Here is a 22,960-nt window from a genome sequence, read left to right on the forward strand (position 1 = left end):
GCTTGCCCCCTGTGGCCCCCGCCCCGGTTCCTGTCCGCAAACCGGCCGGATCATTTGACCCCTAGCAATATCCCAACCCCGCGCTAGTCTCCGCTCTGAAAACAGGGAGCTTTTCGATGCGATACCTTACCGCCGCGCTGCTCGCAGGGGTTGCCAGCGTGCCGGCTTATGCGGGCGAGACGGTGCTTTACGACGCGGTGCCCGGGTGGGTCGAGGTGTCCGAAATCGCGCCCAAGCCTGCCGATTCCAACGCCATCATCGTGCTGCTCGACCAGCAGGCGCGGATCGAGACCGGGCGGCTGTGGTCCTTTGCCGATACCGCCATCGCGCTGGATTCGCCCGAGGCGCTGACCCGCTTCGGCACGCTGACGGCAAGCTGGATGCCGGACAAGGGCGATCTCATCATCCACCGTGTCGAACTGAGGCGCGGCGGCACGGTGATCGACGTGCTGAAGGACGGCGCGAAGTTCGAAGTGCTGCGGCGGGAACGGGGGCTTGAGAACCGGCTTGTCGACGGCGCGCTGACCGCGACACTGGCGGTGCAGGGCGCCAAGCTCGGCGATGTGCTGCGGCTCAGCTATTCGGTGACGTCGAGCGATCAGGCGATGGGCGAGAACGTGCAGTGGCAGGCGGGGCTGTTCGCCAAGCCCTTCCCGCTCCAGCAGGGGCGAGTCACGGTGTCCTGGCCCGAGGGGATGCCCGTCTCCCGCCAGCGCTTCGGCAAGGCCGAGGTGGCGGAACCCGTGGCCAAGAACGGCTTCCTCACATGGTCGGCAAGTGTGCCCGTGGCCGAGGCCGACGAGGTGCCGGAAGATGCGCCCTCGCGCTTCCAGCTGGGCGAGCTGATGCAGGTGTCGACCTATGCCGACTGGGCGGCGGTTTCGCGCAATCATGCCAAGCACTACGGCACCAGCGGACAGGTGACGCCCGGCGGTGATCTGGCGGGCCGGATCGCGGGCATCGCGGCGGCGAGCAAGGACCCGCTGACCCGCGCGGCGATGGCGCTCCGGCTGGTGCAGGATGATGTCAGCTATCTGATGAACGGCATGGCGGGCGGCAATTACATCCCCCAGCTGCCCGAAGAGACATGGGCGAAGCGCTTCGGCGATTGCAAGGCCAAGACGCTGCTGCTGCTCACGATGCTGCGCGAGCTGGGGATCGAGGCCGAGCCGGTGCTGGTGCGGACCGAGGGCGGCGACGCCTTGCCGGGTCTTGCGCCGATGCCGGGCAATTTCGACCACGTGATCGTGCGCGCGATGATCGGCGGCACGAATTACTGGCTCGACGGCACAACCGCCGGGGTGCGAGCCGACACCATTGATGAAGTGCCGCGCTTCTTCCACGGCTTGCCGCTGCGCGACGAGGGGGCGGGGCTGATCCCGTTCGACACGCGGATGCAGTCAACGCCCGACCGCGTGGTGCGCCTGACGCTCGATCAGCGCGCCGGGATCAGGCTTCCGGCGATCTATGACGTGACGATCGAATTCCGCGGCAGCACCGGGGCGGCGTGGCGCACGCTTGCCGATCAGGGCAACGAGGAAATGCGCGAGAATTCGGTCGGCTCGGCGGTCGAGGAGGTGATCGGCGAGAACCAGCTGGTCGATCACACGCTGCGCTATGATGCCGATGCAGGCCTTGCGGTGCTGACCGCGCGCGGGATCATCGGCACGGGATGGACGCGTGACGGCACGGACTACCGGTTCGAACCGCCCGCACAGGCCGCGCGCGACGTCGGGTTCGAGGCCGACCGTGCGCGGGCCGCTTGGCGCGCAATTCCGCTCAGCCTTGCCGGGCCGACCTACGTCACCAGCACCGCCGAAGTGCTGCTGCCCGAGGATATGGATAACGTCGCGCTCGAAGGGAGCACGGCGCCTGTGTCCGCCACGATTGGCGGCGTGGAATTGCTTGCCGAGGCGAAGCTGGATGGTAGCCGCCTTGCCGTCACCCAGTCGATGCGCACCCGCGAGGAGGAGCTTGCCGCAGCGAGCCTCGGCAGCGCCCGGCGCGAACTCAACCGGTTCGACCGGCAATTGCCGGTGCTGCGGTCCAAGGGCGATGTGCGCGAGCTGTGGCAATATTTCGGCAAGGACCGCGCGCGCCTTTCCGAGCTTGAAGGGCTCTATGCCAAGGCCATCGCCGATGCCAAGCCGGACGAGCCGTGGCAGCTGGTCAACCGCGCCTATTTCCGCATGGGCATTTTCGATTACGCCGGCGCGCTTCTGGATGTCGAGGCGGCCATGGCCATCGAGGATTCGCGCGATCTGTTCCTTGCCCGCGCAGCGCTGCGGCGCGAAACGGGCGATCTGGAAGGCACGCTGGCCGATCTGGTCGAGGCCGAATCGCTCCAGCCCGATGGTTCGACCTATTCCGACCAGATCGACGTGCTCGCACTGCTGGGCCGGGCGGAGGAAGGCGTCGCACTCGCCGAGGATTTCGACGCGCTGACCAAGGAGCGTTCGGAAGGCGCGCTGGTCATGGCCTCCGCACTCGGCTGGCAGGGCGCGGTTGAGGCAGGGATCGATCTGCTCGACGGGATGATCGCGCAGCGCCCGACCGATGGTGATCTGCTCAATGCCCTGTGCTGGCAGGCGGGCATCTGGTCGAAGATGGATCAGGCGCGGCTCGAAGCCTGCACCAAGGCTGTCGAGAAGAGCAGCTATTCGTCGATCGCGCTCGATAGCCGGGCGATGGCGCATTACCGGCTCGGCAACCTTGCGGCGGCCAAGACGGATATCGATGCGGCGCTGCTGGCGGAGCCCTATCAGGCCGAATCCCGCCTGCTGCGCGGGATCATCCTGCGTGAGATGGGCGACAAGTCAGGCAAGGACGAAATCGCGCTGGCGCTGAGGATGCAGCCTTCACTGGCGGTAAGCTACAAGGCGTTCGGGCTGACATTCTAGGCGGCCTCCAGCAGCGTGCGCAGGTCCTTGAGGGCTTTCGCGCGCAGCTGGTGGACGCGCGGCACGCTGACTTCGAGCACGGCGGCGATTTCGGTGAGGTTCAGTTCCTCTACGAAGAACAGCTGGAGCACCAGCTTCAGCCGGTCCGGCAGCGCGATCATCGCTTCCAGGAGCCGTTCGCGGTCCTCTGCGGCGCATAGCGCCTCGAAGGGATCGGGATCGTCGCTGGCGAAGGCAAGGCTGGTTTCGTCATAGGCGTCGTCGATCGGGGTTAGCTTCACGCCCGAGGCTTCGATGGCGAGCAAATCGGCATCGCTCACCTCCATCGCGCGGGCGAGTTCGGCGCGGCTCGGCTCGCGGCCCAATGATCCGCGCAAAGCGGAGAGTGCGCGTTCATATCCGGCGCGCTTGCTGCGCGCGGTGCGGCTGTCATGGGCGACGCGGCGCACTTCATCCAGCATCGCGCCGCGCACCCGGATCTTGGCATAGGCGGCAAAGCCATCCTCGGTCGGCCCGGCGTGGCGCTGGGCACATTCGGTAAGCGCAAGGATACCGGCCTGTACCAGATCCTCGATCTCCAGCCCCTCTCGCCCGCGCCCGTTGATATGCCACGCGGTGCGGCGCACCAGCGGCAGGAACCGGCGGACGCGCTCCTCCACCTCGGCGCGGGAGGGGGCGTAGGGCGCGGCATAGGAGGGGGCCAGCGCGCTGAAAGTGGCGTGATCGTGCTTCATGCGGCCAGTCCTTCAACCTGCGGCGCGGCGAGTGCGGGGGCTTCTTCAGGCGCACCGATCACGCCCACCACGACAATCGCCTGCGCCGCGGGCAGCTCCGCAATCGAAAGGACGAGGCAGCGCGGCGCGCGGGTTTTGAGCAGTGCGGTCAGCGCGCGGCGGGCGGGCGGCTGGACGATCAGCGCAATCGGGGTGCCCTCGGCATCGGCGATCCGCCCGGCCTCGCGCACGATCATGCCGCCGCAATCGGGTTCGATCAGCGGTTGGCCATTGGCCGGATCGATCATCCCGCCAAGGATCGCGCTCTCCAGCCCGGCGTCGAGCGTCACCACCTTGAGCGGCTCGCCCGGCGCGGCAATGCGCGCCACCAATCGCTGCGACAGATCGGCGCGCACGGCATCGATCACTGCATCGAAATCGGTGGTCTTCTGAAGCGCCAGCGCAAGGCTGGTGAACAGCGGCTGCGGGTGGGCGAGCCCGATCCCGTCCGCCATCAGCGCGCGCAGGGTACGGGTCAGCGCGGCGAGCGGCAGCGGATCGGGCGTCACCGCCTCGACCAGTGCGGGCGCGCGGGCCTTGAGACCGTCCACCCACTCGCGCACCTCGTCCGGACCGAGCAGCTGGTGCGCCTCGGCGAGTAGTGCCTGATTGGCATGGGTGGCGATGACCGAGGCGGGGTCGACCACCAGGAAGCCCTCCGCCACGGCATGATCGCGCGCGGACGGGACGATCCACAGGGCGGGGCAATCGAAAGAGGGATCGCGGGTCGGCTCGCCGGTCAATCCATGGCCGGCGCGTACGTCCCCTGCGTCAATGGCGAGGAGTTTGCCGGGCCGCACATTGCCGCGCGCAATGCTCACTCCGCCCATCAGCACGGCATAATCCTGCGCCGCCATGTCGAGCGAATCCCGGATGCGGAACTGGGGCAGCACAAAGCCGAGATCGCGGGAAAGCTGCTTGCGGATGCCGGTGATGCGGGTGATCAGCGGTGCGCCCTGTGCGGCATCGACCAGCCCGACGATGCCATAGCCCAGCTCGATCGTGACCAGCGTCGCATCAGCGACATCGGCCAGCGCGATGGTGTCGGGCGAGACATCCTCCTGCACCTCGACCACCGGGGCGGGCGCTGCGGCGCGCTGCTTGAGGTGCCACCAGAGACCGGCGGCGATGGCGGCGGCGGGCAGGAAGATTGTCTGCGGCATGGCGGGGACTATGCCCACCGCGCCGAGGATCAGCGCCACCGGCAGCCACCCGCGCGGGTCGGCGAACTGGCCGCCGATCTGGCCCGAAAGATCGCGTTGGTCCGACACGCGCGTGACGATCGCAGCGGCAGCGATCGACAGCAGCAGCGAGGGCACCTGCGCCACCAGCGCATCGCCCACCGCCAGCGTGACATAAACTTCGCCTGCCTCTGTCGCGGAGAGGCCGTGGCTGATCATGCCGATGGCGAAACCGGCGACAATATTCACCCCGAGGATCAGCAGCGCGGCAACCGCATCGCCCTTCACGAACTTGGAGGCACCATCCATCGAACCGTAGAAATCGGCCTCGACCGTAACCTCGCGGCGACGGTCGCGCGCTTCGTCAGCGGTGACGAGGCCTGCGGCGATATCGGCGTCGATCGCCATCTGCTTGCCGGGCAAGGCATCGAGCACGAAGCGTGCAGAGACCTCCGAAACGCGCCCAGCACCCTTCGTGACGACGATCATGTTGATGATCATGAGAATTGCGAAAACGAACAACCCGACCACGAAATTGCCGCCGACCAGAAAGGCGGCGAAGCTTTCGATAACGTGGCCTGCCGCAGCCCCGCCCTCGTGACCGTGGACCAGCACCACGCGGGTCGAGGCGACGTTCAATGCGAGGCGCAACAGCGTCGCGAACAGCAACACGGAGGGAAAAGAGGAGAAGTCGAGCGGGCGGCGGGCGTTCAAGGCCACCATCAGCACCGCAATCGAAATCGCGATGTTGAGCACGAAGAAGATGTCGAGCAGCAGCGCCGGGATCGGCAGAACCATCAGCGCCAGCAGCGCGAAGATCCCGACCGGCAGGGCTAGCCCGGCGGACGCTCCGCCGAAGCGTGCGGCAAGGGAGGGGGCAAGCACAGTCTGGGTCACAGGCCGAACGCTTTCAGCCGGTCATAGGCGCGGCGCACTTGGGGCGGGGCAGCGGCAGGATCGGTGCCGAAAGTTGAGCCGAGGATCTGCGACATCGGGGCTCTTTGGGATTGACGGAACGAGGGCCCGGAAAGCGAAGCCTGCGTGAGCGCTGGCGTCAGGCCGGGACCGAACACGGCCTCGTCGGCGGCAAGGTAGGGCGCGGGGGTGAAGCCTGCGGCATTGCTGCGGTTGCTGTTGCCGTAATCGGCGCGGGCGAAGCGCGCCGCGCTGCTGCCATCGCTGGCCCGGTCAAGCGCGCGGTCCAGCTTGCCATCGATCACGTCCATCACCTGCGCAAGGCTGCGGGGGGAGCCATCGGGGGCGTAGAAGATGCCGCGATTGGCGGCGGCGGGGCGGGCGAACAGGGCGGCGGCGCTCTGGCCGGGATCGGCCTGCAATTCGCTGAGGAAACGCCCTGCGCCCCCGGCGCCGAGGAAATGGGCAAGATACAGCTCGCCATGGCTTGGCTGGCGGCCGAGGATCGGCATCAGATGCGCGCGGTTATCTTCGGCAAGGCCAGCGGCCATCAGCGAGGCGACCTGCGGATTGCTGCGCAAGGCAAGGATTGCCTCGCGCTGGCCCGGATCGGCGACATAGGCGCTGCCCGATGCGGTCACGTCAATCTGGTCGGCCACGCTGCCCAGGCCGAAGCGATGTCCGTGCTTTCTGACGGTATCGAGCCAGGTGCTGTCGATGAACTGGTAGAGCCCGGTCGCGCTGGAAGTGGCGGCCTTTGCATCGGGGTTCATCGAGGATTCGACCTCGGCCTGAGCGAGCAGGTAGTTGAAATCGACGCTGGTGGCTTGCGCTGCATTGGCGATCGCCGCTTCGACCGGGCCGCCGGAGACGGCGATCTGGCGGGCAGCGGGAAGGGCCTGGCCCTCCATCGCGGCGCGCGCGGCGGCATGGGAGCGCGCGGCGTTTTCAAACCCTGCGCGGATCGATCCCGCGGGCAGGCCCAGTGATGGGGAATATTGGCTCACGCATCCTCCGCCTGATCGCCAGCACCGCAACGGCGCGGCGCTTTGTCAGAAGAGGTTGGAGCAAACGGCGTGCCAGAACCGGCCGAAGCCGGATCGGGATGAATACTTAAGCCCGGGCAGGCGCATAGGTTGCGCGCGGCAGACGGCGCGGGCCGCCCAGCGCCTCGATCCGCGCGGCGACATTGGCGGCGAGCAGATTGCGCACCCGGCGGTTGACCTCGTTCAACTGGCGCGCGGTCTCGGCAAGGGTGCGGGTCTCGCCGTCGAGCTGCGCGGGGCCGATTTCGGCCAGCGCATCGCACAGCGTTTCCTTTTCGTGCGCTGCGCCGATCAGCCCGTCGGCATCCAGTGCGGCAAGCGCCTGCCGCTCGCGTTCGAGAACGGCAATCATCTGCCGCAGACCTGCCGCCAGCGGACTGGCCGGTGCCGGGGCTGCGGGGCGGTGTGCGGGGATCAGGGTTTCGGGCATCGGTTCAGCTCCGTTCGGGCAGCGACAGGCTGACCTGCGCGGCGATCATCGCATCGGTGATCTTGGCGGGCACCAGCGGGTAGGAGCCGTCGCGCAGCGCCTGCTTGATCTGGGTGACGCGCTCGGCATCGACCGGCGGGCTGGCCGCTTCGCTCGCGCCGCTGACTTCAAGGCTGATGCCGGGCGCAGCGCCGGGGCTGGCGGGCGCGGCGGCACGGGGACGCGCTTCGATCTGCGCGCGGTCGCTGGCGGTCACGGCGCGGGGGGCGCTGACGCCGGGCAATTTGCTCAGTTCGACAGAGGGCATGGACATGGTCCTTCGTGTAAGCTTCCTGCCAGCGAGAACGGCGGGGCAGCGAAAGGTTTAAGGGGGCGTGATAAGCGGCCTCAACGCGCCGGGATAACAGCCAGGCCGGGACGTTCGATCCGCGCGCGCAGCGCTTCGGCCTTGCGGCTGGTGCGCACGTCGATCCAGTCGCCCACCGCGCCGTTTTCCATCGCCTCGCCCGGCTGTTGCACGCTGAAGCCGCGCCCGCGCACCTGGACGGTGATGGCATCGCCGCGCTTGACCGCCGGGGCGGCTTTCGCAGCACTGGGAGAGCCGGGCGCTGCGTTGACGGCAACGAAGATCCGCCATCCGCCGGGCCCCGCACATTCAACCTGCACCGCTGCACGTGCAGGAGTGTGCCAGCTGACGCCGAGCGGCGCGGCGCAGGCGGCGAGCTGGAGCCGCGTATCGGTCGCCAAGCGCGCGCCGCCGGGGGCGCCGATGGCGGCGCCGGTGAAGGCTTCCACAGCGCGGTCGATTGCCGCCGGATCGGTCACGCCGCGCGCCTCGGCAGCGGGATCACACAGCGGCAGCAGCAGCGGCAGTGCCAGCGGGCTGAGCCGCCAGCCTCCGAGCCAGGATGATGTTGTGTCCATCGGTTAGCAGTCCTTGTTCCAGCGCATGTCGCGCGCCGGAAGTGCAGCAAGGGCCATGCCAAGCGCCCCGCTACGCAGTTTTCCCGCCTCTGCGTGCGGCAGGGTTTAAGCACGCCTTGGTAGATCGGACCGAACCACAAAAAAGAATGGTCGCGAACAATCCCATGCATTTCCCCACCGGATATCTTTCCCGCTCGTCCCGCGCCCGTGTCGAGGCTGCGCCCGCTTTGCATCCCAATGAGACCCGCGCCCAGGAAGCGCGGCGGGTGCTGCTCGAGAAGATCGGCGATTTCGTCACCCGGCATGACCTTCCCGTAACCGGGCAGAACCTCGCCACCATCTGCGGTGCGCTGTCGGGATCGAACCCCGAATTGGCGGGCGCACTGGTGCAGCGCGAGGTCGCGGGCGAACCGATCGACCAGCGTTGGCTCGATACGCTCACCCGGCTCGACCCCGAAGGGCACAGCCGGATTGCCGCGCTGGAGGTGCTGTCCGACAAGCTTGAATATGCACTGATGCGCTTCGCACAGACCGCCCGCGCGGCGCAGAACGAGACCAGCGACCACCGCGGCGCAATCGGCGTGCAGCTTGAAACGCTGGCCGGGCCCGAGGGGCTGGCACAGGTGCTCGATCTGTCGCGCGCGATGCTCGACCGGATCGAACAGGTCGAAGCGGCGATGGCCCGCAGCGAGGCCGAGACCGAGCGACTGCGCGAAAACCTCGCCAAGGCGCGGACTGAGGCGGATGTCGATCACCTCACCCGTCTGCCCAACCGCCGTGCTTTTGAACGGCGGCTGGTTTCCGCCACGATGGAGGCCCGCGCCAAGGGCGAACCGCTCGCCCTTGCCTTTTGCGATGTCGATCACTTCAAGCAGGTCAACGACCGTCACGGCCATGCCGCAGGCGACCGGGTGCTGTGCGCGCTGGCGGCCAGCCTCAGCGAGGCGGCGGGCGATGCCTGCTTCGTCGCGCGCCATGGCGGCGAGGAATTCGTGCTGCTGTTCTACGGGTTCGGCAAGGAGGCAGCGAAAGGTCGGCTTGACGCGATCCGCCGCGCCCAGGCCGCGCGGATGCTGATGAACCGCGACACCGGCCAGCCATTCGGCAAGATCACCTTTTCCGCGGGGGTCGCTGAAGTGACCGAGGATGCCGATACCCGCGGCGCGCTCGCCCGGGCGGATGCGGCGCTTTACCGCGCCAAGCAGCAGGGCCGAAACCGGGTGGAGCTGGACTGAAACGCCCACCGCGCCGCTGGATCAGGAGGCGCGGTCGCTGCCCCCGGTCTCCGCCAGCCGCTCGTCATAGGCGAGGCTGGCATAGACATCCGCTTCTGCCCCCGCCGTGATGATCGTGCGCACCCGCGTGCCGCTCGCCCGCGCTTCGTCCGCCAGCGCCTGCGCGCGGCGCCAGGCGGCGGGTTCACCGCCTTTGGTATAGGTGACGAAGACTGTCAGCGTCGCGCGCGGATCGGGGGCCTGCTGGGCCAGCCATGCGCCAAGGCTCGGGCCGCCAGCAACAGGCCGGAACAGCGCCAGCGCAGGCGCGACCTCGGGCATCAGGGCACCTTGTGCCTCCTTCTCGCGCGCGTCGGTATCGGCAAGCCGTTCACCGGACTCGGCCTCGGCAGCGGGGAGTGCGGAAAGGGTCAGCAGGAACAGGATCAGCGCAAGGTCGGCCAGGATCAGTTGCCAGCCATGGCCAGCGCGCGCTTGCCCGCCGGGTGGGTTCGAGGCGGCGTGCGTCATGCAACGCCTCGCAAGTGCGCGCGGCGGGCCCGTGCGGCGGCTTCGGTTCCGCCAATCTGCGCGACGAACCATTCGGCCAGCGCCTCACGGTCGCGCTCTTCGGAGACCCCGCGCCGCTCGATCGCGCTTGCCAGCGGGAAGCAGACGAGGTGCGCGATCAGCGCGCCGTAAAGCGAGGTCAGCACCGCGGTGGAGACGGCGCCCATGATTGTCGCGGCCGCGTCTGCTCCGCCACCGGCCGGGGCGAGCTGGGTGAGGCCATAGAGCGTGCCGATCAGCCCGAACACCGGGGCAAGTTCGCCCGCCCAGCCGAACACCTGCGCGGCATTGACCCGCCGCGCTTCGTCAAGCGCGCGTTCGGCGCGGCGCATATGGCCGAGCGCATCAAGCGCGCCGTGGCGCAGATAGGTTTCGAGCATCAGGCCGAGCGCGCGGTCCGGCGGCAGGGCGGGATCGGCGCGGTGAGCGCCATCGCGCTGGATCGCGCCCGCCGCCAGCGCCAGCGCCTTGCGGTTGGCCTCAATATGAAAGCCGCGCCGCGTCAGTCCCGCGGCCGATCGCAGTGCCGACCCGAAATCGCGCCAGCCGCAGCGCGCGACCGTGGCGAGCACCGTGCCAGCGACAACGATCGCCAGAGCGCCGGGATCGAACAGCGTTGAAATGGCGGGCGGCATCGGCGTTCCCTTTCTGATGGAGACGTTCCCAGAACGGCGAAGGGATCATCGGATTAAGCCGGTGTCCTGCAGCGGCAGCGGCTTGCCCCGAAGCGGCAAAGGCCTGCCGCCCTGCGTGAGCGCCGCCGCGCCGCGCGCCGTAACGCGCAGGTTTGGCACGCTTCCTGCTGATTGGGCTGCGACCCGCGGGCTCGCCCGCAGCATCAGGAGGCCCGTCACGTGAACGAGCGACTTTTCGGTATCCACGGCGCCGCGCTGACCCTGCGTTCGGAACGCATGGGCGTGATCGCGTCGAACATCGCCAATGCGGCGACCCCCGGCTACAAGGCGCGCGACATCGATTTCAACGCCGCGCTTGATGCCCGGATGGCGCGGGCGAACGGCGCGACCACCGCCAACCCGGAAGCCGGAATGGTGTGGCGCAACCCGACCATGCCATCGCTGGACGGCAACACGGTCGAGTTGAACCGCGAACAGGTCGCCTTTGCCGAAAACGCCGTGGCGTACTCGGCAACGCTCAGCTTCGTGCAGGGCAAGGTCAACACCATCACCCGCGCGCTGAAGGGCGAGTAGGCCGATGCCCGATCGCACCCCCATGACGCTGTTCTCCATGACCACCCGCGCGATGAGTGCGCAGATGGTGCGGATGAACGCGGCGACATCGAACCTCGCCAATGCTGGCTCCGTCTCCAGTACCGAAGAAGGCGCCTATCGCCCGATCCGCGCGGTGTTTGCGGTGGAGCTTGACCGTGCCTCGGGCCTTGCCGGGGTGACGAGCGGCGGGCTGGTGCGCGCCGAAACCGCGCCCACCAAGCGCCATGATCCCTCCCACCCGCTCGCCGATGCCGAGGGCTACGTGTTCGAAGCCCCCGTCGATGAGACCGCCGAGATGGTCGAGATCATGGAATCCGCCCGCCAGTACCAGAACCTGGTGCAGGCGCTCCAGACCGCCAAGCAACTGATGCTCGAAACCCTGAGGAGCCAGTGATGACCACCACCACGACCACCACCAGTCTTGCCCCCGCCGCGCAGGCGACGCTGGATCGCCTCAACAAGCCCTCGCAGCTCAAGGGCGGCGGTCTCGGCTCGCTCGACGGCGGTGACTTCCTCAAGCTGCTGACCACGCAGCTGACCTTTCAGGACCCGCTCAAGCCGACCGATAACGAGGCGATGCTGGCGCAGATGGCGCAGTTTTCCGCACTGGCCGCGACCACCGAAAGCGGCGCGACGCTGGAAGAAATCTCCACCAAGCTCGACCGCCTGATCGCGGCGCAAGAGGCTGCCTTGCGGCCTCCCGCCACCACTCCGAAACCCTGACCCCACTCTCAGCCAAGAGGATCACACAGCCATGTCTTTCTTCACCTCCCTGTCCGGCCTCAAGAACGCCGAGACCGATCTGCGCGTCATCGCCAACAACATCGCCAACGCCGAAACCGTGGGCTTCAAGAAAAGCTCGGTGCAGTTCGCCGATCTGGTCGCCACCGGTTCCGCGACCGATCCGCGCCGCAGCCCCGGCATCGGCGCGACCATTGCCGGGATCACGCAGGATTTCGTGCTCGGCCCGCTTGAACAGACTGGCCGCAGCCTTGACATTGCGATTGACGGCGACGGCTTCTTCGCGCTGTCCAACCCCTTCTCGACCGACGTGTCCTATAGCCGCAACGGCAATTTCCGCCTGACCGCGGGCGGCGATGTGGAAGATGCGTGGGGCAACCGCCTGCAGGCCTTCCCGGTTGATGCGGCGGGCAACCCGACGTCGACCGTCCCCGGCGATGTCGCCGTCCCGGTGACCAACGGGGCCGGTGCGACGCTTGCCAATGTCACCATCAATGTGCGCGGGATCGTGACCGCCGCCTATTCGGACGGCACCACCCAGCCGGTCGGTCAGGTGGCGCTGGCGACCTTCCCCGCGCCGAATGGCCTGCGCACCATCGGCCAGACCAAGTTCCAGGCGACCGGCGATTCCGGCGCGGCGGTGTTCGGCAATCCGGGCATCGGTTCCTATGGCGAGATGATCAGCGGCGCGCTTGAACGGTCGAACGTCGATCTGGCCGAGGAGATGGTTTCGCTGCTGACCGCACAGCGCAATTTCCAGGCCAATGCCCGCGCCATCGACACCGCGACGCAGATTTCGACCACCGTCATCAACCTGCGCCAGCAGTAAGCCATGGACCGGCTGATCTACACCGCCATGACCGCGATGAACGCGGCGATGGACCGGCAGCGGGTGGTGGCGAACAACCTCGCCAACGCCAGCACGCCGGGCTTTCGTCAGGAGATCTTCGCGGTCACCCCGGCAACGCTCAAGGACGGATCGCTGGAGGCCCGCGCCCTGGCGCGCGGCAATGTGCGCGGGGCGGACATGGCCCCGGCGCGCGTCGTGCCGACCGGCAATCCGCTCGACGTTGCGCTCGAAGGCAAGGCGCTTATCGCCTACCAGTCCCCCGACCGCCAGGGCGAGATCTACTCGCGGCGCGGCGACCTTCGGGTGGCGGCCTCTGGCGTGATCGAGAATGGCGAGGGGCTGGCGGTGCTGGGCGAGGGCGGGACACCGATCACGGTGCCGCCCGGCTTCAGCATCAGCCTTGCCGCCGATGGCACGGTGCTCGCCAGCGATCCGGCCGCGCCCAATGCCGCTGCCGAAGCGATCGACCGCATCAGGCTGGTCAATCCCGAAGGCAGCCCGCTCGCCAAGGGGGTCGACAGCTTTCTGAAAGTCCCCGGTGGCGGCGTGCTGCCCCCCGATCCGACCGCGCGGCTCACCTCCGGCGCGCTCGAAATGTCCAATGTCGAGACCGCCGATACGCTGGTGCAGATGATCGAGGCGCAGCGCGCCTTTGAACAGCGCGCCAAGATCATCGCCACTGCAGGCACGCTCGATGAAGCCGGCAGCGGCCTGATGGCGCTGCGCTGACCCCCCATATTCAGGAGACCTGACCCATGCCCACTTCCGCCCTTCACGTCGCCCGTACGGGCCTTGAGGCACAGGATGCGCGGATGCGCGTCATCGCCAACAACCTCGCCAATATCGGCACCACCGGCTTCAAGCGCGACCGCGTGGATTTCGCCTCGCTCGCCTATCAGGAACAGCGCGTCGCCGGGCAGGCCTCGACCGGGCAGACCGCCTTTGCGGTGGGCCTCAACCTTGGCACGGGCGTGCAGGTGCAGGGCACCAGCCGGATGTCCACGCAGGGCACGCTCAATCCCACCGGCAACACCTTCGATCTGGCGCTGGATGGCGACGGGTTCTTTCAGGTTGAACTGCCGCCGGGCGGGCAGATCGGCTTCACCCGCGCGGGCAATTTCGCGCTGGCGAACGATGGCACGCTGATCACCGCGCAGGGCTATGCGCTCCAGCCGCCGCTGCAGGTGCCCGCGGGTGCGCAGTCGATCACCATTGCGCCCGATGGCACGGTGAGCGCGCTGACCCCCGGCAATGCCGAGCCGACGCTGCTCGGCCAGCTGACCGTGGCGAGCTTCGTCAATCCGGCGGGCTTGCGCGCCATCGGCGACAACTTCCTTGTCGAAACCGCCGCCTCCGGCCCCGCCGAACTCGGCTTTGCGGGCGAGAACGGGCGCGGGCAGATCCGGCAGGGCATGCTTGAAGCCTCGAACGTCAATGTGGTCGAGGAGCTGGTCGAGATGATCGAGGCCCAGCGCGCCTACGAGATCAATTCCAAGATGGTCAGCGCGGTCGACGAGATGCTGCGCAACGCCAACCAGACGCTGTGAGGCCAATCATGCAAAGACGTCTTCTCATCCTTGCCGCGCCGCTGGCGCTGGCGGCCTGCATGGGCTCTGGCGGACAGGGCCCGCAGGCAGGCTTCACCGCGCCGCCGCCGCCGGGTGCCGCCATGACGGCAGCGCAAATGGGCGATCCCTTCGGCGTCGCCGTTCCCGCGCCGCAGCCCGCCAGCGCGGGCGCGATCTTCCAGATCGGCAATGGCTATTCCGGCCTTGTCACCGGCACCCGCGCGCGGGCGCTGGGCGATATGGTGACGATTATCCTGACCGAAGCCACCACCACCACCAAGAGCACGCAGGGCCGCACGCAGCGCGAAGGCAGCTTTGGAATCACCCCGCCCACCTCCGGGCCGCTCGATTTCCTGAACCCCAACGCCCTTAAAGCTGCGGCCGAAGGGTCGTTCACTGGGGGAGGCAATGCCGCACAGCAAAGCCGCCTCAACGGTGCGGTCGCTGTGACCATTGCCGCGATCTACCCCAACGGCACCGCCGAAGTGGTCGGAGAAAAGCAGATGATGTTCAGCCAGGGTGACGAATGGGTGCAATTCGCCGGCCGCATCCGGCTGGTCGATATCGACAGCGACAACCGCCTCGCGTCCTCGCAGGTCGCCAATGCCCGGATCATCTATTCGGGCAAGGGCGCGGTGCAGCAGGCGAGCCGTCCGGGCTGGCTGAGCCGTTTCTTCAACTTCGTCTCGCCGTTCTGAGGAGGCCGCCATGAACCGTATGCGTATCCTCGCCCCGATCCTTTATCTGCTGATCGCGCTGGTCGCCGGGCAGATCCCCGCTTCTGCCTCTGCCGAGCGTATCCGCGATCTCGGACAGTTCGAAGGTCTGCGCGCCAACCAGCTGACCGGTTATGGCGTGGTCGTCGGCCTGCAAGGCACGGGCGACAACAATCTCGAATACGTGACCGAGGCGATGCGCGGTGTGTCCGGCAGGCTGGGGCTGCAATTGCCGCCCGGCGTCTCGCCGATCCTGCGCAATGCCGCGGCCGTGATCGTCACCGCCGAACTGCCGCCCTTTGCCAAGCCCGGGCAGCGGATCGACATTACCGTTTCCACTCTGGGTCAGGCCCTGAGCCTGCGCGGCGGGGCGCTGATCCTCACCCCGCTGTATGGCGCGGACGGGCAGATCTACGCGATGGCGCAGGGCAATGTCGCGGTCGGCGGTCTGGGCGTGACCGGGCGCGATGGTTCGCAAGTCAGCGTCAATGTCGCCACAGTCGGCCGCATCGCCGACGGAGCGAGCGTCGAACGCGCGGTTGCCACCGGCTTCGACCTGTCGCCCACGCTGCGCTTCAACCTCCACAAGGCCGATTTCCTCACCGCGGCGCGGGTGCGTGACGCGATCAACAGCCGCTATCCGGGCATCGCCGCCATCGCCGACGGGGTGAGCATCGAGCTTGCCCTGCCGCAGGGCAACGACCTCAGATCAGGGATCATGGCGGAAATCGAGATGCTGGGCGTCAACCCCGCGCCGGTCGCCGCGCGGGTGATCGTCAACAGCCGCACCGGCACGGTGGTGATCAATGATGCCGTGCGATTGTCCCCCGCCGCAGTCAGCCACGGCAAGCTGGTGATCCGCATCGACGAGAACCCGGCGATCGTCCAGCCTGCCCCCTTCAGCCGCGGCGAAACCGCACAGGAGGAATCCAGCGACATCACGGTGGAGGAACGCTCCGACCGGGTGGCCTACATGCCCGGCGCGGCGTCTCTCTCCGAGATCGTTGATGCGCTGAACCTGCTGGGCGTGGGCGCATCGGACCTGGTGGTGATCCTCGAAAGCCTCAAGCAGGCCGGCAGCCTGCAAGCCGAAATGGTGGTTCTGTGACCGGGCCTGTTGCCCCCTACGGCCCGGTCACGCCCGGCAGCGCGGTTCGCCCGGAGGCGGCCAGTTCCTCTGGTCTCTCCCCCGAGCGGGCCGCGCTGCGCAAGGCGGCCGAAGGCTTCGAGGCGATCATGGTGCGCAAGATGCTCGCCACCGCGCGTGCCGCCAGCTTCGCCGAGGAAACCCCGCTGACTGGCGGTGGCCTCCAGCAGTTCCAGACAATGCGCGATGAACACTTCGCCGATGTCGCCGCGCAGTCGGGTGCCTTCGGGTTTGCACGGAGTATCGAAGCGCAGCTTGCGCAACACCTTCCGGTCCAGAGGGTTAGCTGATGCCCACCGCAATCTTCACCATTGCCCGTTCGGGCCTCACCACGAGCCGCCGCAGCCTTGAGCTGACGGCGCAGAACATCGCCAATGCGGAAAACGTGGATTATTCGCGCCGCACCCTGACGCAGGGCGAGCTGGTGATGACCGGATCGATCGGCGTCAATGCGCAGGATTCACTTGGCGGGGTGCGTCCCGGCCTGATCGAGCGTGCGGAAAGCGCGCTGGTGCAGCGCCAGGCGCGCGATTCCTCGTCGGCGCTGGCGGCGGCGGAGGCAGAGTTCTTCGCCCTGCGCGAGGCGGAAAGCGCGCTGGAGACTTCAGGCGTTTACAAGGGCCTCGTCGATTACGAGGCGGCGTTGACGCGGCTTCAGAACAACCCGACCGAACCGGCGCTGCGGCTGTCCGCGCTGGAAAGCGCGCGCAAGATGGCGGGCAATCTCCGCATCGCCAACGGCACGCTGGCCAATGCCCGCACGCTGGTGCAGGCCGAGGTCAGCGCCGAAGCGCTGACGGTGAACGAACTCGCCAATGAACTCGCCGCGATCAACGCCGATCTGGTCGGCGCGCGCGAAGGCACCGCAGGCCGCGCATCATTGCTCGACGCCCGCGACAAGGCCTTGCGGGGCCTCGCCAAGGAATTTGCGATCAACCCCACCATCAATGCCAATGGCACGGCTGATGTCACGCTGTCCGGAACGCCCCCGGTGGCGCTTGTCACGGGCGGCGCCGCGCAGGCCGTGGCCGTCAGCTACGCCGCCGATGGCACTGCAAGCTTCTCCGTCGGCGGCTCGGCATTCGCCCCCGCAGGCGGCGCAATGGCGGGCCGCGCCAATGCTCTTGCGGAAATGGCCGCGCTGCAGACCGGGCTCGACACGCTGGCGGTTTCAGCGATCACCATCTCCAACACTGCGCAGGCCAACGGGGTGGGTACCGATGGCACCCCCGGCCAGCCGCTTTTCGCCGGCACGGGCGCGAGCAACATCAATGTGGTGCTCGCTTCGGCTGCCGGGCTGGCGACGGCTGCGGCGGGCTCTCCTGCGGGCAGCCGCGATACCACCAACCTTGCTGCGCTGATCGCCGCGCTCGGCGCGCCGACCGGGCCGACCAATGGCGCGGACTCGCTGCTGCTCGGTCTTTCCAGCCGGGTCTCCGCACTTGAAACCCGCACCGAGGGCCTCAGCGTCGTCGCCGCCAGCGCCGATGCCGAACTGCTGCGCGAAACCGGCGTCGATCTCGATACCGAGGCCGCCAATCTGGTGCGTCTGCAACAGGCTTTCGAAGCCAACAGCCGCGTGATCCAGGTCGCCGCCTCGCTGTTCGATACCGTCCTTGATCTGAGATAGGGGAGCGCGCCGCCATGGGGTCCATCACCAATTCCGCCGGTTCGTTCTTCAACCGCTCGCTGTCGCAAATGTCCGACTTGCGGGCCGGGATCGAGCGCACCCGCACCCAGATCGCCACCGGGCTCAAGTTCGAGCGCGGATCGCAAGATCCCGCCGCCGCGGCGCAGCTGCGCAGCGTCGAACGGCGTCAGGCGCTTGCCGTGGTCGAAGGTGACAATGCCGCGCGGCTCGGTCAGGATCTGGGCTCCGCGGCGGACGAGGTTCAGGCTGTCACCAACCTGCTCCAGCGCGCGCGCGAGTTGGCGGTGCAGGCTGCCAGCACCGCGACCGGCGCCGATGGTCGGCGGGCCATCGCCTTCGAGCTCCAACAGCTCGGGCAGGAACTCTTCTCCCGCGCCAATGGCACATCGCTGACCGGGGAGCCGCTGTTTGCGGGACAATCCTCCGGCAACGCCTTCACCCGCGATGCGGCGGGCAATGTCACCTATGTCGGCACGCCCGAAAGCGGCGCTGTGCCGGTGGCCGCAGGCACCGCGATCGAGCGGGGCCTGCCGGGTAACGAGGTGTTCCAGTTCAACCTCAATGGCACGCCCACCAGCGCCTTCGCTGTGCTGGGCGCGCTGACCACCGCCTTGCAGGGCGGCGCGGGCGATCCGGTTGCGGCGGCCAATGGCGCGCTTGCCGGGATCGACGCCGCGCTCGATACCACCAACCGCGCGACCACCATCCTCGGCACCCGCATGGCGTGGGTCGAGCAGGTCGAAACCCAGCAGGCCGACCGCAAGGTCGCGTTGGCCGAGCGCCGCAAGCGGGTTGGCGATACCGACGTCGCCGATGCCATCGTCCGGCTCCAGCAATCGCTCACCGCACTCGAGGCGAGCCAGGCCGCCTTCGCCCGCGTCAGTTCGCTGACGCTGTTCGACGCGCTGCGCTGAGGAGTCCTGATCCGTGTTTGTTGCAATAGGCATTGTTGTGCTGCTGGTCATGGTGTTCGGCGGGTTCATGCTCGCCGGCGGGGCCATGGGCCCTGTGCTGGCGGCCTTGCCGTTCGAATTCATGATGATCGGCGGCGCGGCCGTCGGCGCGACGCTGATCGGCAACTCGATGCACGCGATCAAGCTGCTTGGCGGCGGGATCGGCAAGGTGTTCAAGGGGCCGAAATACACCGACGAAGACCATATCGACGCGATCGCGCTGACATCCAAGCTGATGAAGCTGCTGCGGTCCGAAGGTGCGGTCGCGCTGGAAAGCCACGTGACCGAGCCCGGATCATCGACGCTCTTCTCCGAATATCCGCGCCTTCAGGCCGATCCGGTGGTCACCGCGATGATCTGCGATCCGCTCACCCTGATGGTCGTGTCCTCGGGCACGCTCGATACCCATGCGGTGGAGGATGTGATCGACAGCGCGATCAAGACCCAGCTGCACGAAATGGACGAGCCTGCGCACATGATCCAGTCGCTCGCCGATGCGCTGCCCGCGCTCGGGATCGTCGCGGCGGTGCTCGGCATCATCAAGACGATGGGCGCGATCAACGAGCCGCCGGAAATCCTCGGCAAGATGATCGGTTCCGCACTTGTCGGGACGTTCCTCGGGGTGCTGCTCGCCTATGGCTTTGCCGGGCCGCTGGGCACGCGGCTGAAGCAGATCAACACCCACGACCAGCAGATCTTCCATTCGATCAAGCAGGTCATCATCGCGTCGCTGCACGGTTACCCGCAGCCGCTGGTGCTGGAAGCCGCACGCTCGGGCCTGCCGCCTGCGCACCGCCCGAAGCTGACCGACCTGCTCGACATGATGAGAGGTCGCTGACGTGGCCGAGGCCGATGCGAAACTGGCGATCCCCGCGCCGATCATCGTCAAGAAGGTCACGATTATCGAAGGCGGCCATCACGGCGGCGCGTGGAAGGTTGCCTATGCCGACTTCGTGACCGCGATGATGGCGTTCTTCCTGCTGCTGTGGCTGCTCGGCGCGACCGAGGAGAAGCAGCGCAAGGGGATTGCCGATTACTTCACCCCGACGCTCGTCAAGATGCGCCAGGAAAGCGCCGGGGCAGACGGGCTGCTGGGTGGATCATCAATAACCGATGCGGATAATTATCCCAACCGTCAGGGCCAAACCGGCACGCGGTCGATCACCATTCCGCGCGGTGTCACCGGCGGGCCGGCCGAAGGGGGCGGGCGCGGCGAGCTGGATTCCAAGAAGCTGAAGGAGCTTCAGGACAAGATCGACAAGAAGCTCGTCCAGCGCCGCCAGTTGCGCCACCTCGCGCGGCAGGTGCGGGTGATGCGCTCTCCCGAGGGTATCCGCATCGACCTGATGGACAATGCCGATTTCTCGATGTTCGAACTCGGCACCACGATCCTCACCAAGGAAGCGCGCGGGCTGCTGCAAGTGATGGCCGAGACGCTGAAGGATGAAAGCGCTCCGCTGATCCTGCGCGGTCACACGGATTCGCTGCCGTGGCGCGGCGGGGTGACGGCCAATAACTGGTCGCTCTCGTCCGGCCGCGCGGAAGCGACGCGTCAGGCGCTGGTGCTGGGCGGCGTGGCGCAAAAGCGCATCGTCCGCATCGAAGGTGTCGCCGACACCGAGCCGCTGGTCGCCGACAGCCCCGCCGATCCACGCAACCGCCGCATCTCGTTGCTGCTGCTGGAGGGGCGGGGGGCGGCCAAGAGCGGGCCGCAGCAGGAGGCCGGGGGCAAGGGCAAGCGCTGAGCGCGCGTGGTCACTTTACGGGGCTGACGATCAGTTCTTCGAGGAATTGCGCGATCAGCCCTGACTGGGATTCGACTTCGGCTTTGGCATAGACCCGCGCAAGCTGGGCCCGCACCGTTCCCGCCGCCGATCCGCGCAGCCGCGCAATTTCGGTGATGTCGCAACCCTTCAGCGCGAACAGGGCAACATCCGCTTCGGCTGCGGTCAGCTGCCACTCGGCAAAACGCAAGCGGATGAGATCGCCAAGCGCGCCTTGCGCTGCCGCCACGGCGGCCTCGTCACGCCGGGCCGCCGCAATCAGGCCGCGCACCTGCAAGGCGCCGAGCACCACCGCCACCAGCAAGGCCATGGCGGCCAGTCCCTCGACCGCAAGGTGCAGCCCGATGCCTTCGGCGGCAATGTCACCGGCCAGATCGGCAAGGAAGAAGGCGCAGGCAAGCGCCTGCAAGGCCACGAGGATGCTTATTCCCGTGGCCTTGCGATCGAGCTGCTGGGCTCTTGTCTTCATCGCGCCAGCCTATCGCCTGTGCGGTGCCATCGCCACAAGAACCTGCCGCCCGCTGCGCCGGGTCTCGCAGATGACGCCCGCCAGATGGAGCAGGATCAGGACATAGAGGAGATTGGCGGCAATCTCGTGCACCTCGCCGAGCGGGCCTTCCTCCTCGCCCTCGTCGCCTTCCTCCCGTGCGTCATGCTCCGCGCTCGCTTCACCAATGACATGGGCTTCGTCATCACGCAGGGTGGGGTCGAGCGAGGGCGGGCCGGCCATGGCAATGCCGGTGGCGATAATGGCGAGCAGGCAGGTCCAGATCGCCCAGACCATCAATGCGCCGAGCGGATTGTGCGAGGCATGCTGCGTCACCCGCCCCGCGCGGATGTCATGGATATGAGAAAGCGCCTTGCGCGGGCTTGGCCAGAAGGCGGCGAAGCGCGCTTCGGTGGGGCCGACCAGCCCCCACAACAGGCGCAGGCCAAGGATCGCGGCAAGCCCGTAGCCTACCCAGATGTGCGGGCCGGAGCCTTCCTCGGTCACCAGCGCATTGGCGAGAACCGCCAGCACGATGGTCCAGTGGGTGATCTTCACGATCGGGTCCCAGGGACGCGGGGGTGTATCGATGGTGGCGGCGGGTGCGGGTGCGGTCATGGCGGCGTGGCTCCTTCGCGTGAAAGGGTGCCAGCGACCGCTCTCTTATTGGGGGCAAGAACGCGCCGCTGACGCAGCCCACATGGCCAGCCTGCCGTGGCTGGGCGATTGGCAATCCGCTTATGGGCCGCCGCCTAAGCGGCTGCTTACGCCCTGCGATTGCGGCGCGGCCCGGGCAATGCGCCACGAAAAAAGCCCGGAGCCTTGCGGCTCCGGGCTCTGTGGCCGCCCCCAAGGGGGCAAGGGGCGGCGCTTTGGGTGTTTCGCTTAACGCAGCAGCGACAGCACGTTCTGCTGCGACTGGTTGGCCTGCGCCAACATCGCGGTCGAGGCCTGGCCGAGGATCTGGGCCTTGGCGAGCGCGGTGGTTTCCTGCGAATAGTCGGTATCCGCGATCCGCGAACGCGCGTCGGTCAGGTTGGTCGAGACGTTGGTGAGGTTGTTCACCGCGGACTGCAGACGGTTCTGCCCGGCACCCAGCGTAGCGCGGGTGGTCGAGATGCTCTCGATGTCGGCGTCGATGTCGGTCAGCGCAGCACGTGCCGCCGTACCGTCCGTGCCGGTCACGTCGAACGAGCCGGCAGCGCCGCCGCCCGAGGTCAGCGCGGTCAGGTCATCAAGCGTCAGGTCGACCGTATCGGCATCATTGGCACCGGCGAGCACCGTCACGGTGGCAACCGAACCGTCGAACAGCTTCACGCCGTTGAACTCGGAGTTGGCGACAACCTGGCCGATCTGCGCGGTCAGTTCGTCGACTTCGACCTGGATGTTGGCGCGGTCGGTGTCGGCATAGGTGTCCGAACCGGCCTGCACCGCCAGTTCGCGGACACGCTGGAGCATGTTGGTCACTTCGTTGAGCGCGCCTTCAGCGGTCTGGGCGAGGCTGATGCCGTCATTGGCGTTGCGGATACCCTGCGACATGCCGCGGATCTGCGAGGTCATCGAGTTGACGATGGCGAGGCCGGCGGCGTCGTCGGCGGCGCTGTTGATGCGCTTGCCCGAAGAAAGGCGTTCCATCGCGGTGCCGAGCATCTTGCCCGCAGCAACGGCCGAGTTGGTGGCGCGCATCGCCGAAGTGTTGGTGTTGATCACGTTCATTGGTCGAAACTCCTGAATGGTCAGGCAGGACGAACAAGCCCGTCGCTGCTGGCCATAAGAGCGGCCGCCCGGCGGGATGTTTAAGCCAGAAAAATAATGTCTGAAAAACAACGATATATTCCGCTTCCGGGCGGCTTGGTAGGGATCGCTTCTGCGCCTCCCTAG

General features: G+C 67.6%; 26 protein-coding genes. 15 read left to right on the forward strand and 11 right to left on the reverse strand.

The annotated features are described in order from the left end of the window. Positions 1–116 precede the first annotated feature (116 nt). On the forward strand, positions 117–2,900 hold the full coding sequence (locus tag KVF90_RS05255; protein ID WP_264393800.1) for a DUF3857 domain-containing protein: 2,784 nt from the start codon (positions 117–119) through the stop codon (positions 2,898–2,900). On the opposite strand, the gene KVF90_RS05260 is transcribed toward KVF90_RS05255, so the two are convergent. The 6 genes from KVF90_RS05260 to KVF90_RS05285 form a co-directional block, all read right to left on the reverse strand. Beyond that, the gene (locus KVF90_RS05260; protein ID WP_264393801.1) at positions 2,897–3,634 is read right to left on the reverse strand and encodes a sigma-70 family RNA polymerase sigma factor; all 738 of its coding nucleotides are present in this window, start codon (positions 3,632–3,634) and stop codon (positions 2,897–2,899) included. The two genes, KVF90_RS05255 and KVF90_RS05260, sit on opposite strands and share 4 nt — an antisense overlap. Further along, positions 3,631–5,652: a flagellar biosynthesis protein FlhA gene (locus KVF90_RS05265; protein ID WP_264394685.1), complete on the reverse strand. Its 2,022-nt coding sequence runs from the start codon at positions 5,650–5,652 to the stop codon at positions 3,631–3,633. Before KVF90_RS05265 ends, KVF90_RS05260 begins: the two co-directional genes overlap by 4 nt. Before the next feature lie 95 nt (positions 5,653–5,747). Beyond that, positions 5,748–6,776 carry a transglycosylase SLT domain-containing protein gene (locus tag KVF90_RS05270; protein ID WP_264393802.1) on the reverse strand — a complete coding sequence of 343 codons (1,029 nt, stop codon included), beginning with the start codon at positions 6,774–6,776 and terminating at the stop codon, positions 5,748–5,750. Between the two features lie 106 nt (positions 6,777–6,882). Then, positions 6,883–7,245, reverse strand: a complete 363-nt coding sequence (locus KVF90_RS05275) for a flagellar protein FlgN (RefSeq protein WP_264393803.1) — start codon at positions 7,243–7,245, stop codon at positions 6,883–6,885. Between the two features lie 4 nt (positions 7,246–7,249). Beyond that, a complete protein-coding gene (locus KVF90_RS05280) occupies positions 7,250–7,558 on the reverse strand; it encodes a flagellar biosynthesis anti-sigma factor FlgM (protein WP_264393804.1) in 309 nt (102 codons plus the stop codon). Positions 7,559–7,632: 74 nt separating this feature from the next. After that, positions 7,633–8,169 carry a flagella basal body P-ring formation protein FlgA gene (locus KVF90_RS05285; protein WP_264393805.1) on the reverse strand — a complete coding sequence of 179 codons (537 nt, stop codon included), beginning with the start codon at positions 8,167–8,169 and terminating at the stop codon, positions 7,633–7,635. A 164-nt stretch (positions 8,170–8,333) separates the two neighbouring features. Between KVF90_RS05285 and KVF90_RS05290 the strand changes: the two genes are divergently transcribed. Continuing rightward, the gene (locus KVF90_RS05290) at positions 8,334–9,404 is read left to right on the forward strand and encodes a GGDEF domain-containing protein (protein ID WP_264393806.1); all 1,071 of its coding nucleotides are present in this window, start codon (positions 8,334–8,336) and stop codon (positions 9,402–9,404) included. Positions 9,405–9,425: 21 nt separating this feature from the next. Here KVF90_RS05290 and KVF90_RS05295 read toward each other — a convergent pair whose 3' ends face one another. Then, positions 9,426–9,914: a hypothetical protein gene (locus KVF90_RS05295; protein ID WP_264393807.1), complete on the reverse strand. Its 489-nt coding sequence runs from the start codon at positions 9,912–9,914 to the stop codon at positions 9,426–9,428. Then, positions 9,911–10,588 (reverse strand): MotA/TolQ/ExbB proton channel family protein, encoded by a 678-nt coding sequence (locus KVF90_RS05300; RefSeq protein WP_264393808.1) that lies wholly within the window; start codon positions 10,586–10,588, stop codon positions 9,911–9,913. Before KVF90_RS05300 ends, KVF90_RS05295 begins: the two co-directional genes overlap by 4 nt. A gap of 219 nt (positions 10,589–10,807) precedes the next feature. Between KVF90_RS05300 and flgB the strand changes: the two genes are divergently transcribed. From flgB to KVF90_RS05365, 13 genes are read left to right on the forward strand one after another with little or no spacing between them, the layout of a single operon-like run. Continuing rightward, positions 10,808–11,161 carry a flagellar basal body rod protein FlgB gene (gene flgB, locus KVF90_RS05305; protein ID WP_264393809.1) on the forward strand — a complete coding sequence of 118 codons (354 nt, stop codon included), beginning with the start codon at positions 10,808–10,810 and terminating at the stop codon, positions 11,159–11,161. Between the two features lie 4 nt (positions 11,162–11,165). Further along, positions 11,166–11,576, forward strand: a complete 411-nt coding sequence (gene flgC / locus KVF90_RS05310; protein ID WP_264393810.1) for a flagellar basal body rod protein FlgC — start codon at positions 11,166–11,168, stop codon at positions 11,574–11,576. Continuing rightward, on the forward strand, positions 11,576–11,905 hold the full coding sequence (locus KVF90_RS05315) for a flagellar hook assembly protein FlgD (protein ID WP_264393811.1): 330 nt from the start codon (positions 11,576–11,578) through the stop codon (positions 11,903–11,905). The genes flgC and KVF90_RS05315 overlap by 1 nt, the downstream gene beginning before the upstream one ends. A 31-nt stretch (positions 11,906–11,936) precedes the next feature. Next, entirely contained in the window at positions 11,937–12,752 is an 816-nt protein-coding gene (locus KVF90_RS05320; RefSeq protein WP_264393812.1) for a flagellar hook basal-body protein, read from the forward strand. Positions 12,753–12,755: 3 nt separating this feature from the next. Continuing rightward, positions 12,756–13,502 carry a flagellar basal body rod protein FlgF gene (locus tag KVF90_RS05325; protein WP_264393813.1) on the forward strand — a complete coding sequence of 249 codons (747 nt, stop codon included), beginning with the start codon at positions 12,756–12,758 and terminating at the stop codon, positions 13,500–13,502. 26 nt (positions 13,503–13,528) lie between these two features. Then, positions 13,529–14,320 (forward strand): flagellar basal-body rod protein FlgG, encoded by a 792-nt coding sequence (gene flgG, locus KVF90_RS05330; RefSeq protein ID WP_264393814.1) that lies wholly within the window; start codon positions 13,529–13,531, stop codon positions 14,318–14,320. A gap of 8 nt (positions 14,321–14,328) precedes the next feature. Continuing rightward, a complete protein-coding gene (locus KVF90_RS05335; protein ID WP_264393815.1) occupies positions 14,329–15,039 on the forward strand; it encodes a flagellar basal body L-ring protein FlgH in 711 nt (236 codons plus the stop codon). Positions 15,040–15,058: 19 nt separating this feature from the next. Next, entirely contained in the window at positions 15,059–16,165 is a 1,107-nt protein-coding gene (locus tag KVF90_RS05340) for a flagellar basal body P-ring protein FlgI (protein ID WP_264394687.1), read from the forward strand. Continuing rightward, positions 16,162–16,494, forward strand: a complete 333-nt coding sequence (locus tag KVF90_RS05345) for a flagellar biosynthesis protein FlgJ (RefSeq protein WP_264393816.1) — start codon at positions 16,162–16,164, stop codon at positions 16,492–16,494. Before KVF90_RS05340 ends, KVF90_RS05345 begins: the two co-directional genes overlap by 4 nt. Further along, a complete protein-coding gene (flgK, locus tag KVF90_RS05350; RefSeq protein ID WP_264393817.1) occupies positions 16,494–17,834 on the forward strand; it encodes a flagellar hook-associated protein FlgK in 1,341 nt (446 codons plus the stop codon). Before KVF90_RS05345 ends, flgK begins: the two co-directional genes overlap by 1 nt. Positions 17,835–17,848: 14 nt before the next feature. Further along, positions 17,849–18,769: a hypothetical protein gene (locus tag KVF90_RS05355; protein WP_264393818.1), complete on the forward strand. Its 921-nt coding sequence runs from the start codon at positions 17,849–17,851 to the stop codon at positions 18,767–18,769. A gap of 13 nt (positions 18,770–18,782) precedes the next feature. Beyond that, positions 18,783–19,646, forward strand: coding sequence for a flagellar motor stator protein MotA (gene motA / locus KVF90_RS05360; protein WP_264393819.1), 864 nt, complete (start codon positions 18,783–18,785; stop codon positions 19,644–19,646). 1 nt (position 19,647) lies between these two features. Next, positions 19,648–20,553, forward strand: coding sequence for a flagellar motor protein MotB (locus KVF90_RS05365; protein WP_264393820.1), 906 nt, complete (start codon positions 19,648–19,650; stop codon positions 20,551–20,553). Between the two features lie 10 nt (positions 20,554–20,563). Here KVF90_RS05365 and KVF90_RS05370 read toward each other — a convergent pair whose 3' ends face one another. From KVF90_RS05370 to KVF90_RS05380, 3 genes are all read right to left on the reverse strand, one after another. After that, entirely contained in the window at positions 20,564–21,061 is a 498-nt protein-coding gene (locus tag KVF90_RS05370; RefSeq protein ID WP_264393821.1) for a helix-turn-helix transcriptional regulator, read from the reverse strand. 9 nt (positions 21,062–21,070) lie between these two features. Next, positions 21,071–21,697, reverse strand: a complete 627-nt coding sequence (locus KVF90_RS05375) for a cytochrome b/b6 domain-containing protein (RefSeq protein ID WP_264393822.1) — start codon at positions 21,695–21,697, stop codon at positions 21,071–21,073. 267 nt (positions 21,698–21,964) lie between these two features. Continuing rightward, complete coding sequence (locus KVF90_RS05380) at positions 21,965–22,795, reverse strand: flagellin (RefSeq protein WP_264393823.1); 831 nt, start codon at positions 22,793–22,795, stop codon at positions 21,965–21,967. Positions 22,796–22,960: the final 165 nt, after the last annotated feature.

Source organism: Porphyrobacter sp. ULC335 (assembly GCF_025917005.1).
In the GTDB taxonomy this organism is placed as follows: domain Bacteria; phylum Pseudomonadota; class Alphaproteobacteria; order Sphingomonadales; family Sphingomonadaceae; genus Erythrobacter.

Bases quoted from the DNA above. Each gene is read 5' to 3' on its own strand.
- KVF90_RS05255 (WP_264393800.1), top strand. From the start codon at position 117: ATGCGATACCTTACCGCCGCGCTGCTCGCAGGGGTTGCCAGCGTGCCG.
- KVF90_RS05315 (WP_264393811.1), top strand. From the start codon at position 11,576: ATGACCACCACCACGACCACCACCAGTCTTGCCCCCGCCGCGCAGGCG.
- KVF90_RS05295 (WP_264393807.1), bottom strand. From the start codon at position 9,914: ATGACGCACGCCGCCTCGAACCCACCCGGCGGGCAAGCGCGCGCTGGC.
- KVF90_RS05260 (WP_264393801.1), bottom strand. From the start codon at position 3,634: ATGAAGCACGATCACGCCACTTTCAGCGCGCTGGCCCCCTCCTATGCC.
- KVF90_RS05300 (WP_264393808.1), bottom strand. From the start codon at position 10,588: ATGCCGCCCGCCATTTCAACGCTGTTCGATCCCGGCGCTCTGGCGATC.
- KVF90_RS05375 (WP_264393822.1), bottom strand. From the start codon at position 21,697: ATGACCGCACCCGCACCCGCCGCCACCATCGATACACCCCCGCGTCCC.
- KVF90_RS05290 (WP_264393806.1), top strand. From the start codon at position 8,334: ATGCATTTCCCCACCGGATATCTTTCCCGCTCGTCCCGCGCCCGTGTC.
- KVF90_RS05380 (WP_264393823.1), bottom strand. From the start codon at position 22,795: ATGAACGTGATCAACACCAACACTTCGGCGATGCGCGCCACCAACTCG.
- KVF90_RS05265 (WP_264394685.1), bottom strand. From the start codon at position 5,652: ATGGTTCTGCCGATCCCGGCGCTGCTGCTCGACATCTTCTTCGTGCTC.
- KVF90_RS05280 (WP_264393804.1), bottom strand. From the start codon at position 7,558: ATGTCCATGCCCTCTGTCGAACTGAGCAAATTGCCCGGCGTCAGCGCC.
- KVF90_RS05325 (WP_264393813.1), top strand. From the start codon at position 12,756: ATGGACCGGCTGATCTACACCGCCATGACCGCGATGAACGCGGCGATG.
- KVF90_RS05340 (WP_264394687.1), top strand. From the start codon at position 15,059: ATGCGTATCCTCGCCCCGATCCTTTATCTGCTGATCGCGCTGGTCGCC.
- KVF90_RS05335 (WP_264393815.1), top strand. From the start codon at position 14,329: ATGCAAAGACGTCTTCTCATCCTTGCCGCGCCGCTGGCGCTGGCGGCC.
- flgK (WP_264393817.1), top strand. From the start codon at position 16,494: ATGCCCACCGCAATCTTCACCATTGCCCGTTCGGGCCTCACCACGAGC.
- KVF90_RS05355 (WP_264393818.1), top strand. From the start codon at position 17,849: ATGGGGTCCATCACCAATTCCGCCGGTTCGTTCTTCAACCGCTCGCTG.
- flgC (WP_264393810.1), top strand. From the start codon at position 11,166: ATGCCCGATCGCACCCCCATGACGCTGTTCTCCATGACCACCCGCGCG.
- KVF90_RS05275 (WP_264393803.1), bottom strand. From the start codon at position 7,245: ATGCCCGAAACCCTGATCCCCGCACACCGCCCCGCAGCCCCGGCACCG.
- flgG (WP_264393814.1), top strand. From the start codon at position 13,529: ATGCCCACTTCCGCCCTTCACGTCGCCCGTACGGGCCTTGAGGCACAG.
- KVF90_RS05320 (WP_264393812.1), top strand. From the start codon at position 11,937: ATGTCTTTCTTCACCTCCCTGTCCGGCCTCAAGAACGCCGAGACCGAT.
- KVF90_RS05370 (WP_264393821.1), bottom strand. From the start codon at position 21,061: ATGAAGACAAGAGCCCAGCAGCTCGATCGCAAGGCCACGGGAATAAGC.
- KVF90_RS05285 (WP_264393805.1), bottom strand. From the start codon at position 8,169: ATGGACACAACATCATCCTGGCTCGGAGGCTGGCGGCTCAGCCCGCTG.